Source organism: Nostoc sp. (assembly GCF_036917975.1).
Classification (GTDB): Bacteria; Cyanobacteriota; Cyanobacteriia; order Cyanobacteriales; family Nostocaceae; genus Nostoc.
The window spans coordinates 156204-175924 of record NZ_JBALEJ010000004.1 but is presented as its reverse complement, the minus strand read 5'-3'; the positions used below and the strand labels follow the sequence as shown (position 1 = coordinate 175924).

The following is a 19721-nucleotide window of genomic DNA, read 5'->3' as shown; positions in this document are numbered from 1 at the left end:
GGGTTTTATTTAAAAATAGGAAATTTTTCATTGCTTATGAAACGACGCTCATACATGCTTATAGGATTTTTTCTCAGCCTTCTCTTAACTATCGTGCCTTTTTCGGGCAATTTTACCAATGCTGCAACACCAACAGCAGTCACACCTGTATCTGCTCTCTCATTCACCCAAGGGGTACAAAAAACCTTATTGGATAATGGCTTAACAGTATTAACAAAGGAAGTTCATACTGCTCCAGTGGTGAGTGTGCAAGTTTGGTATAAAGTTGGTTCACGCAACGAAGTTAAAGGAGAGAATGGCATTTCTCACCAGTTAGAACATTTGATGTTCAAAGGTACAACTGACCGTCCAGTACAGTTTGGACGGCTGTTTAGTGCTTTGGGTAGCCAGTTCAATGCTTTTACTAGTTACGACGAAACAGTTTACTTTGGCACAGTGCAGCGAGACAAATTGGAAGCACTGCTGACACTAGAAGCCGATCGCATGGAAAATTCCTTAGTTGGGCCTGAGCAACTCACCAGTGAAAAGCGGGTGGTGATCTCCGAGTTACAGGGGTACGAAAATTCACCAGGCTATCGTCTAGATCGGGCAGTGATGCGAGCTGCTTTCCCGAATCGAGCCTACGGCTTATCGGTAGGAGGCACAAAAGCCGATGTCGAGAAATTCACGGTGGAACAGGTGCGGAATTATTACCAAACCTACTACAGCCCAGAAAATGCCACGTTGGTGATTACTGGGGATTTTGCCACAGAACCAGCACTTAAAGTTGTGAAAGAAACTTTTGGCAAGTTATCGCAACGAGCAAAAAAGGACACGGTACTCCATGATGCCTCGGCATCTTCTGCCCTCACTGAAGCCTCTCCATCTACCTCTGTTGCTAAAAAAGCACCAATTGTCCTCAAGCAACCTGGAAGTGCTGCACTGTTGCAAGCAGTGTATCCTCTGCCAGACATCAAACATCCTGATGTGCCAGCAATTGATGTGATGGATGCTATTCTCACAGGTGGGCGTAGTTCTCGGCTTTATCAGGCTTTGGTGGAATCTGGACTTGCCAGTTCAGCGAGTGGTGGTGCAGCCGAACTCATCGAACCGGGTTGGTATCAAATTGAGGCGACGGCGGCTCCAGGTCAAGAGTTGGGGAAAATTGCCCAGGTACTCCAGGAATCTTTAGCAAAATTGCAACAGCAGCCTGTCACCTCAGAAGAGTTGAACCGAGCAAAGACGCAGCTGCAAGCCTCATATATTTTGGGGAACCAAGATATTACTAGTCAAGCTAATCAACTGGGTTATAACCAAACTACCGCAGGGGATTATCGTTTTAGTGAAAGGTATCTGGCTGCGATCGCAAAAGTTACTCCGGCTCAAGTGCAGCAAGCCGCGAAAACTTACCTCAATCCAGCTCAACAAACTATCGGTTTCTTTGAGCCGACTCAACCAGATGGTAAGCCAGGGACTTCTAGCGCTGGTTCTGGACGCACAGTGGAGAACTTCAGCCCTGGTAAGCCTGTAGATCCGGCAGAACTGGCTAAATATCTGCCACCTGCGACATCAGAAACAGATTCAGCTAAACAATCGCTACCAGAAGAGTTTACCTTAAATAATGGTTTGAAGGTTTTGCTATTGAGCGATCGCAACCTTCCCACCATTAACCTGAGTGGACAAATTAATGCCGGGACTGAATTTGACGGCAATCAAAAAGCTGGATTAGCGAATCTAACTGCAAACAACTTAATGAATGGGACGCAGACTAAAAATGCTCTGACTCTAGCAAAAACTTTAGAAGATCGGGGAGCCGATTTGGGCTTCAGTGCCAGCCGCGAAGGAACTAACTTTAGCGGTCAGGGACTTTCAGCAAATCTGCCAATATTGATTCAAACTCTGGCAGATGTGTTAGAAAATGCCACTTTCCCCGCCGATCAGTTAGAACTAAGTCGCCAAAGAGCGTTGACAAGTCTAAAAGTCCAGCTAGATGACCCTAGAGGACTGGGACGACAAGTATTCCAGCAGGCAATTTACCCTGCAAACCATCCATTCCACAGCTTTCCGACAGCCGAGAGTTTAAAGAGCATTACTCGTGATGATTTGCTTGGCTTCTACCAGACACATTACCGGCCAGATACCACGACGATCGCAATAGTTGGAGACTTTGAGCCAGCTAAGGTAAAAGCTTTGCTAAATCAGGTGTTTGGTAAATGGCAGGCCACAGGTAAGCCCCCTGTTCTCAAAATACAGTCCGTACAATTACCGCAAACTTTGACACGTCTCAACAAAATAATTCCCGGTAAATCTGAGGCTGTGACTTACATCGGCTACAGCGCCATCTCTCGGAAAGATCCACGTTATTATGCGGCACTGGTGCTAAATCAAATTTTGGGTGGTGATACCTTATCGAGCCGCCTGGGTACGGAAGTGCGCGATCGCCGAGGTCTAACTTACGGTATATACAGTGCTTTTGCCGCCGGCATCAATCCCGGCCCATTCTTGATTCAAATGCAAACTGCCCCTGGAGATGCCCAAAAAGCGATCGCCAGTACTCTCGCTTTGCTCAAGCAATTGCGCGAACAAGGAGTGACTGAGGCTGAATTTAACACAGCAAAACGCTCAATTACCAATAGCTACCCTGTGGATTTAGCTAATCCTAGTGATGTATCAAGTATCATTTTGGATAATTCTGTCTTGGGGCTTTCACGATCGGAAATCCGAGAGTTTCCTCAACAGATTCAAGCAGTGACTATGGCTGACATCCAAAAGGCAATTAAAGATTTAATTAAGCCCGAAAATCTAGTGATTGTCACTGCTGGGCCTGGAGATGCTGTAACCAAGGGCGCGGCTAATTATCTCAGATAGATAGCAATGGGATTTGATTTGTAAAAATTGCAATAATTAAGATCCCCGACTTCTTAAAGAAGTCGGGGATCTCATTAGACATCTACAGAAATTAAAGATGCGTTACCCAGAACCCTTGTAGAGACGTAGCAGTGCTACGTCAAAACAATTCTTTTTCACCAGATGTCTATTGTTCACGAATGATTTAGAATTGCAATTTTAAATTGAATAAGACACTGGGAAGGATTTGGCACCCTTTGGCTTCACATACACTCGCTGTTTTGCTTCTAACTCTAAGTCATTAAAGCGATCGCGTGTTAAATGCGCTGTCAATACTTGTCCATCATCGAAAGTTAATTCCACCTGAATTTCCCAACCCAAATGTACCAATCGACTCACTGTCGCAGGTGTCGTGGCATCGTTGGCGCTAGTTTCAAAAATCACATCTTGCGGACGCAAAAACACTTGTGGGTGTGGTGCATCAAATCCGCTACTTTTAAAAATCTTTGAACTACTAGGTAATATGTTCACCGGGCCGATGAAGCTCATCACAAAAGCTGTAGCTGGATCATCGTAAATTTCAGATGGTGTTCCCACCTGTTCCACACGCCCTTTATTCATCACCACAACTTCATCAGAGACTTCCATTGCTTCCTCTTGGTCGTGGGTGACGAAAACTGTGGTAACATGAACCTCATCATGGAGGCGGCGTAACCATGCCCGTAAATCTTTGCGGACTTTCGCATCAAGTGCGCCAAAGGGTTCATCTAGCAATAAAACTTCCGGTTCTACTGCTAATGCCCTAGCTAATGCTACCCGTTGTCTTTGACCACCAGAAAGTTGTGATGGATAGCGATCGCCTAATCCAGTCAATTGCACCAATTCGAGTAATTGTTCTACCCGCCCTTTAATCTTCTTTGGCTGTGCCTTCCGAATTTCTAAGCCAAAGGCAATATTTTGCCTGACAGTCAAATGCTTGAATAGGGCATAGTGCTGAAACACAAACCCAATATTTCGCTCTTGCACGCTTTGGTATGTAGCGTCTTTACCGGTCAGCAGGATTTTGCCGCTATCTGGCATTTCTAAACCGGAAATCAACCGTAATAGCGTAGATTTACCTGATCCCGATGGCCCCAGTAACGCAACTAGCGAACCACTCTTAATTTCCAGGCTGACCTCATCAACTGCCTTGAAACTCCCGAATTGTTTGGAGACGTTCTCAACTACTATGCCCACTACTACTATACCTCTGCAACTAAATCTACAGATCCTTGGTAGGATTACTGTGCCTTACATATACCATACATCGTTATTTATAGATGAACAAGAATTAGCGATCGCAGCCAGTGCGATCGCACTCAATACGGTTCGGTTAATTAAGAACATTCCCGACTCAATATCTTCTTCCCATTTGGTAGTTGATAGACTCCTTGGGGTTCAACAATTGGGTCACCAATTTTCCACCTGGGAGGGGTAACATTACTTACAGGCAAATTGTTTTTACTGGGTACAGACTGCAAAGTTCCAGTAGGATATGGTGGAAGGGGTGCATCACCAGGACGTTCAGGTAAGCCACTAGAACCTGTAACAAAAAAAGTCCCGCCTAGTTGATTTTTGCGTCTAACAATGCAACTATTAGCAAGTATTGCGTTAGTATCAATCACATTTTGCGGGAGTTCTGTCAAACTGTTTTGCAGAAAGCTGATGTCAGGTACTCCCGTAATGGTTCCAGAAACCGCACCGCTAGCATTGACATCGACTTGTTGATTGCCATCAAGTGTGTTGATAGTAGCAGCATCAGTGGTGAATGGAGTCGGATGATAGAGGGGAGAACTGAGAAATGCGCGGGTGTTAAACCTAATATCACCGCCTTTGCCATCACGCGCAAATGAGAGAATATCACTGTCATTAAGGGCAATAATTGAGTTAGCAGTGAGGGTAATATTACCGCCGCCGCCAGCACCACTAAAAACATTGGTGCGAATGTCACTATTACCAAAAAGGCGGATATTTTCGGCAGTAAGATTGATAGTTCCTCCAGAAGATTGGATGGAGGATGTCAGAATTTGGCTATTAGTTGCACTGAAGTTTTTTGCAGTAGTCAAATTGATATTACCTGCTTTGCCTGTGCCTTGACTCAATGCGACAATTTGAGCATTATTAGTTAACTCAACTGCGTCAGCTTTAAGAGTTAAGTTACCGCCATCCCCTGAACTTGTAGTTTGAGTTGAGAGTAATGAACCATCACTGGCAATGAATTCTCCTGTTTCTATGGAGAGAGTTCCGGCTTTTCCTGCACCTAGAGTTTCAGTTGATATGAGGTTATGACGGTTTGGGTCAGTGGGAGATATACCAGTCATTACTAATGATTTAGTCGCCAGAATATTGATATTTCCAGAATTTGACTGACCGAGATTTTTTGTATTTTGCAAATTCAGATTATTATTTATCTGTGAGATTGTAGTAATTATACTCTGCTGAACTACTGGATCTAGAGAATTATTTGTTTTGGCTAGAATATCTAAAAAACTGTTGCTGATAGGGTCAAAGCTACTATTAATTAATTGACCGCCATCACTTATATTGAAATTCTCAGTTTCGATATTAATATTACCTCCCGATGCCGCACTAAAAGAAATACCGGATATTTCGCTATTTGATAGATTGATAGAATCGGAAATTTTGAGCGTTATATCACCAGGATTTCCTTGCCCCAAAAAGCTAGTAGTTGCAATTGATGATACATTTTCCAGGTTTAATGTTTTAGCAGAAATCAGAATATTTCCTCCAGCACCTTGAGTAGTTGAGTTACCTAGCCCAATAGAGTCAGTAGATAATGTACTATTATTCAAGTTGACAGAATTAGTAGCTTGTATTAATACATTACCTGCATTCCCCTCTCCGCCAGAAGTTCCAGTACCAATAAAAGCCAAATTCATGTTCAAGTTTTCTGTATTAATTAAAATATCTCCGCTATTCCCAGCCCCATCTGTATTTGTACCAATTACAGGAATACCAGTAACACCAGACATATTGAGATTTTGGGTATTAATGATAATATCTCCGCCCTTTCCAGTGCCTTCTGTATTTGTACCAATGATAGAAGCACCAGACATATTGAGATTTTGGGTATCAATGATAATATTTCCACCCGTTCCAGCAGCGTATTTAAGTGTATCAATATGAGATTCTTCAGAAATATCTAACTGTGATGCTTGAATTTTTATGTCTCGGCTATTTTGATTACGAAGGCTTCCTGAAAAAAGTTCAGATTGTCCAGCGATTTTGATATTATTACCTACTAACTGAATTTCACCACCACCTTCACCAGTAGTATTGATAAGTGCTTGCTTAGTTAAAGAAATATCTGCTTTAGCAACATTTGTCGGGAATATTAAATCGAGATTATCACCATCTATATTTAATCCAACACTACCCTTTTGAGCCAATCCTCCTACTTCAACTTTTCCACCAAAAGCTGTTAATATGCCTCCATCAAAAATAACATCACCACCTAAGAGTAATAAGCTTTTACCATAGGAAGAAGTAATTCCTGTGGTTATATCTGGATAAAGATTTACGCCTCTTGATTGATTAATAATTGGCGCAGGTTGTATTTGATTAAATAAAAAAGCCGAAGGGTTAATCGTCAAAAGTTGAGGAACTTCGGGAGTAGAAGTGCTAAATAATCCTTGGTTATTAAACTGCACTGCATCCGCAGTGGTAGCAACGAATGAACCACCAGTATTCAGGCTAGCATTTCGTCCAAAAATAATGCCATTGGGATTGATTAAAAATAAATTGGCCTTGGAAAAAAAATAATTACTCTCGTCAAGAGTACCCAAACCACCAAAAATAAGAGAAGGATTTTTTCCTGTAACCCGTGCCACAATATTTTGAATGTCAGCGCTAGGGGTGCGAAAATAAGCACTGCGTCCTTCACTGACATTAAATTCCTGAAAGCTGTGGAATAAGTTAACACCTCTAATTGCTCCTCCTTGAATTAATTCTATAGGCAGACCAAGGAAGTTTTGTTCCACTAAAGAACTTTCGGATTTAAGAGTATTATCTGGAACAATATTGCTACTCTGAGCTAAGACTGATTTTCCAGCTATAATCCAAACCAGCCAACTTATTACACCTAATTGTGTGAGAATTGTTATAATTTTTTGCACGATTTATGATTGCGCTAAAGTAAAGTTTTGGGCGATTGGAAATCGCGGCTACACAAACAAAGTCCGCCTACGCGGACTAACGAAAAATCAAGCTTCTTAACCCACGCAGGTGGGTTTTGTCTGTATAGCCAAGGCTAGTAATAATTTAGACTTTTAGAACATCCTCTAAGAAATCGGGGTTTTTTGTTAGTTTATTAGACATCTCCAGAAATTAAAGATGCGTTAACCAGAACCCTTGTAGAGACGTAGCAGTGCTACGTCAAAACAATTCTTTTTCGGAGATGTCTATTGATTATTAACAGTAAATATACTAAATTATAGCTAAAATACAAAACTATATTTATAAAATCTTTACCGTAAATGTACTGTGCTAAAATTTCAGCATATAAATCAAGTTTTTTTGAGCGGAAATAAAAATCATAAATTCAGGGTGCGTGGTTGGCTGCTATCTATATTCCTGTGTAGTTTGACGCTTTGCTTGTGGCTGGGTAATGTACCAAAAACAATCACGCCACTGGAATTTGCAGGAGTAGTCAGCGCCCAATCTCCTGATGCAAATCAACTAGTACAGCAAGGGCTAGAACTTTACCAAGTTGGAAATGTCAAAGCAGCTATTACTATCTGGGAGAAAGCTGTAAATATTTACCAACAAAATCACAATGCGGCGGCGGAAGTGATTGTTCGAGAAAACTTGGCGCGGGTTTATCAGGAAATTGGGCAAAGCGAACAAGCAATTATCCACTGGAAGCAAGTTATCGCCTATTATCGCCAAGTGGGGAATTTGCAGCAAGTGGGGCGATCGCTCACCGAACTTGCCCAGGTGTATAATAGTTTAGGACAACCCTTGCAAGCGATCGCTCTTTTATGCAATCCTGATGAAAAAAATAATTGCAGCACTGACAGCGCTGTACTAATTGCCCAGACTTACAAAGACGCTATCGGTGAAGCAGCAGCCTTGGGAAGTTTGGGTGATGCTAATCGGCTGACAGGAAATTATGATTTAGCAATCAAAAATCTCAAAAAAAGTCTAGGAATTGTTAATAAATTTAATATATCTGCATTGCGTGTTTCAGTTCTTAATAGTTTGGGCAATGCACATATTAGTCAGGCTTTAGTGAAGCATCGACAAGCAGATTCAGCAAAACAAAGCGGTGATGATGGGAAAAAACTCTTGGATGATGCTCAACAAGAAGATACTACGGCTTTGAATTACCTGCGGCAAAGTTTAGAGTTAGCCAGCAGTGATAATGATGTTGCGGGTGAAATGCGATCGCACTTACAAATCATCCCCATATATTACCGCAACAATGCCACCGATGAGGCTGCAACCAGCCTACAACAAGCAATTAACCTGCTAGAACGTCTGCCTGAAAATCGCAGGCGTGTGTATGCAGCTATCGACTTGGTGCATTTATTGGAACCTATTACCAGTCAAGCAAAATCGTTTAGAATTAGCTGTCTGAAACCTGACACATTAGTTAAAGCGACAACCCTACTCAATCAAGCAGTGACAATAGCCCATAGAATCGAAGATTTTCGGGCGGAATCCTTTGCTTTGGGAGAACTAGGACACATATATGAATGTCGCCAAGAATACTCAAAAGCCCTGGAAATTACTAATCAAGCCAGATTAGCGGCCGAACAAGGCTTAAAAGCACAAGATAGTTTATATCTGTGGGAGTGGCAAACAGGACGCATTTTACAAGCCTTGGGAAAACCAGATGCAGCGATTTCGGCTTATGAACGAGCAACTAATACCCTAGAGACTATTCGTCGTGATATTTTAACGGCAAATCGAGATATCCAATTTGATTTTAGAGATACGATTGAGCCAATTTACCGCGAGTTAGTAGGATTGAGATTGAGTTGGGAAGAATCAAGACAAACTGCAAATAAATCGTTAGTTTCCCAAGATAGTAAACATAATTTGGGTTCGATTCTCACGACGATGGACTCGCTAAGATTAGCAGAATTACAAAACTATTTTGGTAACGATTGCGTTCTTATTTCATCTGGACAAAAAAACATTGTAGAAAGTCCTAATCAGACAACTGCTTTTATAAACACTATTATCTTGGAAGATAAGACTGCGGTAGTTTTAACTCTGCCAAAAGGTCAAAATCATGTGAAGTCGATTTCTATTAAACGCAAAGATTTTATCGAGAACATAAATACATTTCGGAGAAATTTAGAAGCCCTGCGTAATGCTCGTATTGAGTATGATACTACAATAGCAAAACAAATCTATGATTGGTTAATTGAGCCTTTTACTAAAGAACTCCAGCAGTTTAATATTAAAACATTAGTATTTGTGCAAGATGGCATATTAAGAAGTGTACCGATGGCTGCACTTTATGATGGCGATAAATATTTAATTCAAAAGTATGCTATTGCCACAATTCCCAGTTTAAAGCTGACTGATATTAAACCTTTAAATCGGCAACACTTGCAGGTACTTGCATTGGGTTTAAGTGCCAAGACTACTATTGATGGTAAAGAATATTCACCCCTTGCTAATGTTCCTACAGAAATAAATGGAGTGCTAGAGGAGATTCCAGGAAAGAAACTACTTAATGATGATTTTACCAGCGATCGCGTAAATCAAGAACTGGATAAACAAACCTACCCAATTATCCACATTGCCACACATGGCGAATTTGGTGCTGTTCCAGAAGATACATTTATTGTCACAGGTAAAAACGGGAAACTCTCATTTCAGAAATTAGAAGAGCAAATTCGTAAAGTTACCCGCAATAATCAGCTATTAGAACTATTAACCTTAACTGCTTGCAAAACAGCAGCAGGAGATGAACGTTCTGCACTAGGATTAGCAGGAGTTGCAGTCCAGGCGGGAGCGAAAAGTGCCTTAGCATCTCTGTGGGCAATTCAAGATAACTCTACAGCAACAATTGCGATTAATTTCTACAAAAAATTGTTAAATAATCCTAATATAAGTAAAGCAGAGGCTTTGCAATCTGCTCAAATAGAATTGATTACAGGAAAGATAGGAGCAGGGCAATTTACTCATCCTGTTTATTGGTCGCCTTTAATTTTAATAGGAAATTGGTTGTAGAGATGAGTGTCTACTCATTCACATATCCCCGACTTCTTGAAGAAGTCGGGGATATAAATCAATTACGAATTACGAATTATCAATTACTTTAAGGCTTGTTCAGCATTTATAATTTGTTGTAGTCGTAAAACTTGTTGGTCTGAATCTTGCTTGCGGTTTGGTTCTGTAGCTTTGGGACTTGCTTCTCTTTCTGACTGACTGAGTTCTACCAATAAATTTAAAACAGATGCTTTCTTTGTAGAATTATTGAGTGTTTCAGCTAGTGCATCATACCACAATCCTTGTTCAGCATATAAATCTGAACGTTTCCAGAATTCTTTTGTCTGCGAAATTTGATTTTTTAACTTAGGTGGTATAGCGACAACTTCAAATTCAGCACTAGCAATTAAATCCTCTGAAGGATGGTTGGGGTTACACAACAAAGCGACTTGCCATAAATACCTTTGTCCCACCGCTAGACTAATTTGTTTATTAGCAAGGGAATATGTCATAATTCCTGGCGAACTGTGCATTGATATTGTGTCAACCCGTCGAGGTTTGCCGTTTACATACTCATCAAGACTAAATTCAATGTCCCGACTTTGAGAATTTGGTACAAACCAAGCAAATGTCGGTTGCAAAGAAACCGTTTGTCCAACGTAAGCAACGGGAGCAAGTACTGTGAGACTTGTCTTTTCATTTCCCGTACATTCTTCATTAGTTCTACTACTATTTGAACCTGTAGGGGTTTTAGGACTAGAAGGATTTGGAGGTGCTTTGTAAGTGGCTATGGCTGTAGTTGCCAGTGTCAAATATAGTATAAAAGTGCAACTAAGCAGCAGTTTGCTAGTCAAAGATTGTCGAATGACGCAGAAATACTTACTCATGGCTACTAGGCTACTGATGTGCGATCGCAGACTGTAACTGTAGATGCTTACCCTATAAATAGGATGACAGAATTTGTCACTAAAATACTAATATTACTTGTGCTGCTCAGGGAGAATTTGTAGTAATCAGCTGTGTCTACATTTCCGACAAATTCCGTGAAACTTTTAGTACCAGTTAGAGTGCCAATATTATAAGCAGTGCTGAGTGTGCTACCAGGATCGGAAGCAATAGAAGGAGGTGCAGATGCGGCTGATAACTGTAGTGAATAGTTGGAGTTGACGTTTGTACCAGGTGAAATTCCAACATAGTAATTCCCCGATGCTCCTAATGTTGCACTAATTTGACCGTTCCCACCGTTATAAGCAGAAGTAGAGTAAAGTTGTTCTCCACTCTCAATCAATCCATCGTTATTGCTATCGTAATAGATGGCTGCATAAACAGAGTTCTGAGTCACTCCACTCAAAAGCAAATTAATATTACTTGTGCTGCTCAGGGAGAATTTGTAGTAATCAATTGGATTTGCATTTCCTACAGCATCATTGTAGTTAAAAGATGTGAGAATACCAATGTTTTGAGCAGTTGCTAATGTACTTCCTGGCATATTGTTCCTTTTTTTTATTTAGATTTTGATTTACGTACTGTACAAATTGACGATTATTTCAGAGGATATAGGGGATAGGGTTGCAGGTTCGGGAACCCACGTTTAAAAACGTGAGCATTGTTGCAATGACGCTGTATTTCTCGTACTGCGCCACTCGTTATACATCCTTTTTTTACTGGGCTTCAGACCCAGAACTAAAGTTTTTGATTTCTATACAGATACAATTTTAATTGTGTTGTAATTGCCTTTTATCTCTGGGCTATTACCAAACCATCGTTGTATCTAGAAACACCCGAATAACTAAGCCACAAGTAACGAACTGAATCAAGTCAAACCAACAAAGTCCTGAAGATTTCCAGAACAATAACGGAAACCTGAGAAAAAATTGAGCGATCGCTAAAGCTACAATTAAAATTCCAGCTTTATTAAAAGCCAAAGCAGCATCCAGATCAAAATGGTACAGAGAAACAACACTTCGTGTTAAACCACAACTTGAACAGGGTAGATTGGGATAATTTGTGGCAATATAGCTGGAAACTGTAGGTAACTCGAAGGGGAGATAAGCCTCTACCTTGCCTGGAATAGAAACCCCAAGCGGGTAGAGTAAAAAAATCATAGCGAGTACAAGTAAGCCGTAGTTGACATATCGATACTCTCTGTAGATGTCCGGTAAGTAGCTAAAGAATTTCACAATTACAACGATTATTGCTTTTTAACAAACTCCGTGGGTTTAAGTCCCCCGGTTCAATAACCGGCAAGTTTTGGGTCGGGGTCTGTCTTGCAAAGTTGCTCCTCTTGGGGAGACCCCAAGACCGCACTTTGCGCTAAATCCCCGTCACAAAACTTAATTACGAATTACGAATTACGAATTACGAATTATTTAACGCCGTTGTTGAAGACCTTGCTGAAGACCATCTTGAATGCTATGAGCAGCACCATTTAATGCGATAATTTGAGTACCAGAAATTACTAGACCAATAGTGCTGATAGTCAGTGCTACTAAGGGAAACGCCTTTGACTCTCCCTTGGAGTAAGCCAAGTAAGTAGCTATTCCACCCAAAACAGAAGATGGCAGTGCCAACCACATGGCAAATGTTCCCAGGCATGGGATGAAAGATGCCAGCATACCCATAATTCCAAAAACTAGCGCAATTACCGACATCACTGTAGTTGCGGCTGAGGCTTCCTTTGCCATATCTCATACTCCTTATGGTTAAGTGAAAAAAGAATTGGACAAAAACTGATTCGTTTTCGTAGACTTGTTGTTATGGTATTGCAACGAGATAAGTGTAAATTTCATTGCGATCGCGTTTCATTAATACAATAAATAATTGACCTGAGAATTTGTTAGCCGTTTCTGCCAGTTACATTGCACCTTCGTGCCAATTTAGTTACACATAGTTGCCAAATCTAGAGACGTTGCATTGCAACGTCTCTAGATCGGGTATCTGTATTGCGTTGAATATGGTAAAATGTCGAGAATTATTGGCAGGATTGGCAGGATGCGATCGCCAAAACCCGAACCAGATATTGCCGCATTTTTTCTACCCATACCAAAAAAAATGACCTTGGTATTTGGATGTTACTGGATGGGTATATTTCTAAACTCTAGATTATGTTCTGAACTATAGCCACGATTAAGCTCTACGTTTAATAAAAAAGCTTGCGAAACTGAATCTGGTACTCCTGTAAAGTCGATAATAATGTTAGAATGGGCATCCTTTACCATATTCAGAGGCAAATCGTTATTAACCCCGGCTGCTAATTTTCCACTATAACCTTTGTTTACGTAGTAAGGATTATTTAAACCGTCAACTATCCTTGTAAGATTAGCTAAAGACACTTGAAAATTAACATCTTGGGTGCTTATAAGTGAGAAATGACAGCTGACAATATTACTTTTTTTTCTTGTACAAGAGTCTAATTGAAACGCTACAGAACCCCATACTTCGGTAAGAGGTAATACAGCAGGAGGAGGATTTGTAGAAACAGGTGTTGTAGCAGCAGTAGGCGTAGGTGTAGGTGTAGGTGTAGGCGTAGGTGTGGGCGTAGGATTAAGGTCTTTTACTGCTGGTGTACCACTTTGACTCAACCGAATTTCTCTGGTGGTAACTTGCTGTGTATTCACATTAATTGTGGTGTTTTGTGTAGGATAATTTTTAGCTCTTACACGAACTATAATAAATCCTTCATTTTTAATTTGAGCCGCTACGAAACCAGAATTATCAGTGTATCTAGGTTCAGGATTATCAATACCTATAAATTCAACTTTAGCATTTTCTATAGGCTCTCCTGATTCTGTTGATACGAGTAGATTAATGTTAGGTGCTATGGAATTATCTACACATTGACTAGACTTAATACCTACTAAATGTGTAACATTACATCTAAAATCTTTACTAATCACAAAAGTCAATACACTTGCTAGGGCTGCTAATGCACTAGGAATACCTAAAATTAAAGTCCAGTTAATCCGATTAATCCGACTGCTTCTAGTCATAATATAAATTCAAAGTGATAGGAATTAGTCCTCAATTACTTATGCGAAAAAAGGCATGACTGATTGAAAGTATTAGCCTCGCGCCAAGGTGTAAAGAATCGTTGTTTAGTCATATCAAAAATGTCAATTTATACTCCGATTCAGCAGCACCCAAAATTCGGTCGTTTCAGGCTGTTGGCGATAACTTTTAAATAAGTAGGGTAGAAATTGACTTTTTGTTATACATTGCTTAATCGCCAGATATAAAAGCCAAGAACAACAAAGGGTTAAATAAAAACCATTCATCATAACTTTTTTAATAGCTATAAGCATTGTGCAATCAAGCTTTTAGCTATTATTTAAAAGTAAAGATTCAACCCGTGTTTAGTATATGAGTTATAACCCCAAATTTCTAAAACTTTTATCTGCCTTGCCATAATCCGTATTATAGTGAGGCAGATAGCATAACATTTGACTTCCTAAAACTTTTCAAACGCCCTTTAATGGCAACCAATTAAAGGTAAGCAAATTTTGGGAATGTTGATAATAGGATTAGTGTTTTGATTTTCATTAGAATCTTGATCATTTGGTTTTTTGTTATGTCTAGCCGAGATAGGAACTTCACTTATTGAACCGTCGAGATTAATAAAAGGAACATTCTGAAATTCTGGCCATCTTTGATTAAGAGAGCGAGAACCAGTTTTAATATACAATGCTATTGCATATAAAGCCGAATCTGGTACGTCTGTGAAATCAATAGCGACTTTATACTGCACGTCTTTGTAAACATTAAATGACAAGGAGCTATTGTAACCAACAACTTTTTTTGGGGTTGCAATTTTGCTTACATGATATTCATTACCTTCCTTATCTACTAACCTAGTTTCATTTTGAGAATAAACATTGTAATCGAGATTTTCGCTACTACTGAAAGAAAATATACAACTAACAATATGATCCTTTTTTTTTGCACAAGATTTTAGCTCCCACGTTATGCTAGTACTACCTTCATTATCTGTTGCTATTTGAGTTGGATACTCTTTAGATTCTGTTCTAGAATTATCCGTTGTTTCTTGAGTCGGTGTCTTTTGAGATTGTGATAACGCTGGTGCAATAATTCCTACTGAAAAAAAGCTGGTACTTAATGATAATAATCCAACAAGCTTTAGTAATCTGAACATCATTTATTATCCCCAGAAGAATGTTTATATTAATTAGTCAGAATCACCCAATAATCCGGGGCGAATCCCTCGGTGACAAGCCACAAACGGCGTAAAATCTTCCCAATATGGTAATCCACCATTTCTCAAAAAATAGCTTAGTCATACTTAAGCTGTAAATTTGATCGCAATACAATTGCCTTTGATTAATACAATAAATAATTGACCTGAAATTACATTGCACCTTTGTGCCAATTTGGTTGTACATAGTTGCCAAATATAGAGATATTGCAATGCAACGTCTCTACATCAGGTATCTGTATTGCCTTTAATATGGGAAAATATCAAGAATCATTGGCAGGATGCGATCGCCATGATGTTAAAGTTCCACCCCATCCATCCCAAAACCTGAAAAAATGGGGCTAAGGGCAAGAATACAGTGACTAAAAAATCTAGTTCCCTCCCCTTTATAAGGGGAGGGTTAGGGTGGGGTATTTCTGTACCTCACCAAGTTGAAATCTGACATAACTCATTGTTAGTCATAATAGTTGCACTTTCATGCCAATAGCTTGGCTACTTCCTACTATCTACCTCAGATGAAAAAAAAGTAAACTAAGTAATCTTTATACTCATCATCTAGATGAAACATAAGTACTAATGTGATTGTAGAAAATTACTTCTCTAAAATACACACATGCTAATTGTTACAGGGATTATAGTTCTGATTACTTGTATTATAGTTGTGTTGTGTTTGTTTCTATATCATCAGCAAACACAACGAGCATTAATTTGGTGGCATACCAGGCAATGGATAAGAATGCATCAGGAAGCAGAGATGATTCACAATGATTTGCTACAAGAATTATTCGTAATTCGACGAAATTTAGAAATATCTTCAATAAATCCTTCTCTGTATCAACAGCAGCAACAGCAAAGTAACTTAGCGACTATCGAGAAGTTCCATCATTCCCTCAAAGAACTGAGTGACTACTTGTCTCCGGCACATATTGACGACAGTCTACCCTTAGCAATTCAACATACACTAGTGAAATGGCGATCGCGCATTCCCGAATTAAATTTGCAAATGGAATTGCCAACTGACTGGCCTCCTGAGTCACTTTATACTCTTCGCGTTGTTTTGATGGCACTAGAAGAATTGCTGCAAATTATCCTATCAAATATTCCCAGTACATTATCTATATTTGTCACTTTGAAACCACGAGGTAATTTTCATGAACTCATAGTTCAATTAACTAATTTAAATATATCGAAACAAACTTATATATCGAATGTTACAGAAGTAGCTTATCTTCGTCATGCCTTTAATTTTTTGACTTTGGGTAGATGCTTTTATCAGCATCATAATAATGCAGAAATATGGTATTTTCGTTGGCGGCATTTGCAGAAAAATTTAAATGTATAAAAAGGAGTCAGAATTCAGAATTCAGAATTCTCTACCCATGTTCGCGCAGCGTCCCGTAGGGAAGTGATAGAGTTTTAAATAAGTGAAAAAATTTAATACTAGTTTCGCCCACAAGGGGCGTTAGCGTAGCGGGACGTTCGCGGTAGCGTCTCGTAGAGAAGTACGGTTTTAAACCAATATTCATTACCCAGTCGTACAGAATTCATACTGAATTCTGACTCCTGAGTTCTGAATTCTTCTTATAAGAATACTTTTCTTTTAAAATGCGTCAGCCAAAATTTAACATTTATATAAATACAAACCGATGATATAAAAATCAATTTTCGTAATTACCAAGCCTAAAAATAAATACCTCCTTTTCAAGATAATCAATCTTCAATATCAAGGAAACTGTATGTATCAATCTGTACAAAAGTCAAACCCACAGAAAATTTTAGTAATTGATGACCATGAATCCGTTTTATATGCAACTGCCAATGTATTAAAACAGCAATACCCCGAAGCTAAAATTGTCGAAGCGCAAACCATAAAATCAGCACTCGAAAAATTAGAAAATGTCAACTTTGACTTGATTATAGTTGATTTAGTTATGCCAGAAACAATGGGAGGAACTGCCCAAACTAACAACGGTATTCAGTTACTTAAGATATTGATGCGCCAATATCCGAATCTCAATATTGTGATCCAAACAGCCACTCCTCGTGCTTTAGTCAGGCTAAAAGCAGCAATTAGCAATCACGAAGGCGGTTTTACAGTTGCAGACAAAAGTTTGCCAATGAGTGAAATGTTAACCAAAGTTGATTGGTCTCTAAAGGGTTTGCAGAACACTCCTAGAGAGATACGTTCTGGTTTGGAACTGAAACCAGAATGGCTAGAAGTTTTACAACTTGCTTGTAAAGAAGGTTTACAAGATTTACCTATTGCCAAGAAAATGAATATTGGTGAACGAACAGTACGGCATTATTGGACTAAAATTTATGATGTATTGGGAGTTTACCCAGATGAGGGAAAAAATCTCCGAATTCAATCTGAAATTCGAGCAAGAGAAGAAGGTTTAATTGATTAGTCAATAGTCCATAGTCAATATTTAGTTGTAATCACAAATAAGAATCTAAGATTTACAATAAACACGATGTATGATGCGGCGAATTTGGACAAAAGTTAATTCAGATAATAAGATTTGGCGCGTAGAATTTACCACAATTGCATTCATAATTTCACTGCGCCTAGTGGGTTCGCTGCAATTTTTGGAGTGGACTGCATTTGATACATTTATGCGGCTGCGCCCAGAAGAATCAATTGATGAAAGAATTTTGATTGTAGGTATTAATGAAAAGGATATTAATAGGATTAAAGCCTATCCAATTCCTGATAAAGACATCGCCGCCTTATTAAATAAATTAAAAACTTATCAACCTGCTGTAATTGGACTGGATATTATTAGAGACTTACCACAAGAACCAGGACATAAAGAACTTGTTAAAACATTCACAGAAATTAAAAATTTAATTGCAGTTGATAAAGTTCTGCCTGACCGCAGTGGCTCAACTTTCAATCCACCACCAAATTTACCACAAAAGCAGATAGGCTTTACTGATGCTGTAATTGACACAGATGGCAAGCAACGCCGAAGTTTATTAGCTACTTCAAATTTACAGGGAGAATGGAAATGTTCTTTTACATTAAAGTTGGCAGAAACCTATTTAAAAACTAAAAATATTCATCTAGAAAATGTAGATAGCGACCCCTATGGTATGAGATTTAATGCAACTAAACTTCCCCGACTTCAGCCTAATTTAGGCGAATATATACAAGCAGATACAGGTGGTAGTCAAATATTAATTAATTTTCGCAATCGACGTAAACCTTTTCATGTAGTTTCTCTTACAGAGATTCAAAATGGAAAGATTAATTCTGATTGGATTCGCGGCAAAATAGTCTTAATTGGGATGACTAGTCCCAGCGCTAAAGATTATGTTAATTCATCGGCAATCAATAGTGAAAATGCTGCTCTAATTTATGGTGTTGAGATACAAGCACATGTAGTTAGTCAATTAGTTAGTGCTGTACTAGATAATCGGCCAATGATAAATGTTTTGGCAGATGGATGGGAGTATTTATGGATTATTGGTTGGGGGATGTTAGGTTTAAGTTTAGGGCGTGTGATTCTCAATCCATTAAAGATGTTTCTTTATATTACTATTGCTACTATCTGTTTAATTCTCATCTGTTATGGATTAATAATTATTGGTTGGTGGATTCCAATTGTACCAGCTTTCTTCACATTAGTATTCAATGGTGTAGGTTTAGCAGCTTTTTATCGATATGATGAAGCATTACGTTACCGCATTCGAGACCGACAGTTAATTATTGACCAAATCTTCGATGCAATTCATAGTCATCCCTTGCAAACTTTGAATATAATCTTAAGAGAAGTTCAAAGTGATGAAAGTTTATCACGCCAAGAATTTATATCAAAGCTTCAACAACTAAATCAGCAATTGCGCGATGTTTATGATTTAGTAAAAAGAGAGGCAGTCAGCGAATTAGATAGTTTTTATTTTCAACAAGAGCAAAGACTAGATTTATCTCAACCACTTGATGATATTCTGTTTGAAGTTTATAACGAAGTTGTCGAACAAGATTATGCTTATTTTAACAATATAAAACAAAAGGTACTCAAGTTTGAGGCAATGGATGAACGCAACTTAACTATTGAACAAAAGCGGAGTCTTTGCAGCTTTTTAGAAGAAGCATTGCGTAATGTCAAAAAGTATGCTATCGGCACTACTCGTCTTGAAGTAATTTGTACTCAAGAGCATGGTAAAAATGTAATTCGAGTAACAGATAATGGTTTAAAAATTGAAACAATGGCTGATTTATCCTCACATTTAGGGTTTGGAACCAAGCTAGCTCAAAATTTAGGAAAACAGTTGGGTGGTGAATTTAAGCGATACCCTAATTTCCCAAGAGGGATGGTTTGTCAGCTTAGTTGGTCCGCCAATAAACTTTGGTTTTGGCGACTATTTTAATATGTATTTATTGTTGATTTTAATTACCTTGGGTAAGTTAATTGGATTATAAACCAATACGGTTCAGTTAGCGCCAAAAACCCCT

At 39.0% G+C, this 19721-nt stretch carries 13 protein-coding genes; 5 read left to right on the top strand and 8 right to left on the bottom strand.

The window, feature by feature from the left end; translation table 11 throughout:
• Window positions 1-36: 36 nt before the first annotated feature.
• Complete coding sequence (locus V7K76_RS01545) at window positions 37-2847, top strand: pitrilysin family protein (RefSeq protein ID WP_334779379.1); 2811 nt, start codon at window positions 37-39, stop codon at window positions 2845-2847.
• A gap of 198 nt (window positions 2848-3045) precedes the next feature.
• Here the strand turns inward: V7K76_RS01545 and V7K76_RS01540 are convergent, their stop codons facing one another.
• Window positions 3046-4062, bottom strand: coding sequence for a sulfate/molybdate ABC transporter ATP-binding protein (locus tag V7K76_RS01540; protein ID WP_334779380.1), 1017 nt, complete (start codon window positions 4060-4062; stop codon window positions 3046-3048).
• Between the two features lie 140 nt (window positions 4063-4202).
• Complete coding sequence (locus V7K76_RS01535; RefSeq protein ID WP_334779381.1) at window positions 4203-7001, bottom strand: two-partner secretion domain-containing protein; 2799 nt, start codon at window positions 6999-7001, stop codon at window positions 4203-4205.
• A 430-nt stretch (window positions 7002-7431) separates the two neighbouring features.
• Between V7K76_RS01535 and V7K76_RS01530 the strand changes: the two genes are divergently transcribed.
• Window positions 7432-10074 (top strand): CHAT domain-containing protein, encoded by a 2643-nt coding sequence (locus V7K76_RS01530; RefSeq protein WP_334779382.1) that lies wholly within the window; start codon window positions 7432-7434, stop codon window positions 10072-10074.
• 83 nt (window positions 10075-10157) lie between these two features.
• Here V7K76_RS01530 and V7K76_RS01525 read toward each other — a convergent pair whose 3' ends face one another.
• The 6 genes from V7K76_RS01525 to V7K76_RS01500 all read right to left on the bottom strand — a co-directional run bounded on the left by V7K76_RS01525 (window position 10158) and on the right by V7K76_RS01500 (window position 15205).
• On the bottom strand, window positions 10158-10865 hold the full coding sequence (locus V7K76_RS01525) for a DUF928 domain-containing protein (RefSeq protein WP_334779383.1): 708 nt from the start codon (window positions 10863-10865) through the stop codon (window positions 10158-10160).
• Between the two features lie 122 nt (window positions 10866-10987).
• On the bottom strand, window positions 10988-11542 hold the full coding sequence (locus V7K76_RS01520) for a hypothetical protein (protein WP_334779384.1): 555 nt from the start codon (window positions 11540-11542) through the stop codon (window positions 10988-10990).
• Window positions 11543-11804: 262 nt separating this feature from the next.
• Window positions 11805-12233 (bottom strand): DUF2752 domain-containing protein, encoded by a 429-nt coding sequence (locus V7K76_RS01515; RefSeq protein ID WP_334779385.1) that lies wholly within the window; start codon window positions 12231-12233, stop codon window positions 11805-11807.
• Window positions 12234-12422: 189 nt separating this feature from the next.
• Window positions 12423-12737 carry a hypothetical protein gene (locus V7K76_RS01510; RefSeq protein ID WP_334779386.1) on the bottom strand — a complete coding sequence of 105 codons (315 nt, stop codon included), beginning with the start codon at window positions 12735-12737 and terminating at the stop codon, window positions 12423-12425.
• 387 nt (window positions 12738-13124) lie between these two features.
• Window positions 13125-14042 carry a hypothetical protein gene (locus tag V7K76_RS01505; RefSeq protein WP_334779387.1) on the bottom strand — a complete coding sequence of 306 codons (918 nt, stop codon included), beginning with the start codon at window positions 14040-14042 and terminating at the stop codon, window positions 13125-13127.
• Between the two features lie 479 nt (window positions 14043-14521).
• Window positions 14522-15205, bottom strand: a complete 684-nt coding sequence (locus V7K76_RS01500; RefSeq protein WP_334779388.1) for a hypothetical protein — start codon at window positions 15203-15205, stop codon at window positions 14522-14524.
• A gap of 670 nt (window positions 15206-15875) precedes the next feature.
• On the opposite strand from V7K76_RS01500, the gene V7K76_RS01495 reads away from it, so the two are divergent.
• The 3 genes from V7K76_RS01495 (at window position 15876) to V7K76_RS01485 (ending at window position 19636) form a co-directional block, all read left to right on the top strand.
• Window positions 15876-16604: a hypothetical protein gene (locus V7K76_RS01495; RefSeq protein WP_334779389.1), complete on the top strand. Its 729-nt coding sequence runs from the start codon at window positions 15876-15878 to the stop codon at window positions 16602-16604.
• Between the two features lie 394 nt (window positions 16605-16998).
• Window positions 16999-17670 carry a response regulator transcription factor gene (locus V7K76_RS01490; RefSeq protein WP_334779390.1) on the top strand — a complete coding sequence of 224 codons (672 nt, stop codon included), beginning with the start codon at window positions 16999-17001 and terminating at the stop codon, window positions 17668-17670.
• Window positions 17671-17740: 70 nt separating this feature from the next.
• A complete protein-coding gene (locus tag V7K76_RS01485) occupies window positions 17741-19636 on the top strand; it encodes a sensor histidine kinase (RefSeq protein ID WP_334779392.1) in 1896 nt (631 codons plus the stop codon).
• The last annotated feature ends 85 nt before the right edge of the window (window positions 19637-19721 follow it).

Bases quoted from the DNA above. Each gene is read 5' to 3' on its own strand.
- V7K76_RS01545 (WP_334779379.1), top strand. From the start codon at position 37: ATGAAACGACGCTCATACATGCTTATAGGATTTTTTCTCAGCCTTCTC.
- V7K76_RS01520 (WP_334779384.1), bottom strand. From the start codon at position 11,542: ATGCCAGGAAGTACATTAGCAACTGCTCAAAACATTGGTATTCTCACA.
- V7K76_RS01510 (WP_334779386.1), bottom strand. From the start codon at position 12,737: ATGGCAAAGGAAGCCTCAGCCGCAACTACAGTGATGTCGGTAATTGCG.
- V7K76_RS01505 (WP_334779387.1), bottom strand. From the start codon at position 14,042: ATGACTAGAAGCAGTCGGATTAATCGGATTAACTGGACTTTAATTTTA.
- V7K76_RS01500 (WP_334779388.1), bottom strand. From the start codon at position 15,205: ATGATGTTCAGATTACTAAAGCTTGTTGGATTATTATCATTAAGTACC.
- V7K76_RS01495 (WP_334779389.1), top strand. From the start codon at position 15,876: ATGCTAATTGTTACAGGGATTATAGTTCTGATTACTTGTATTATAGTT.
- V7K76_RS01490 (WP_334779390.1), top strand. From the start codon at position 16,999: ATGTATCAATCTGTACAAAAGTCAAACCCACAGAAAATTTTAGTAATT.
- V7K76_RS01485 (WP_334779392.1), top strand. From the start codon at position 17,741: ATGATGCGGCGAATTTGGACAAAAGTTAATTCAGATAATAAGATTTGG.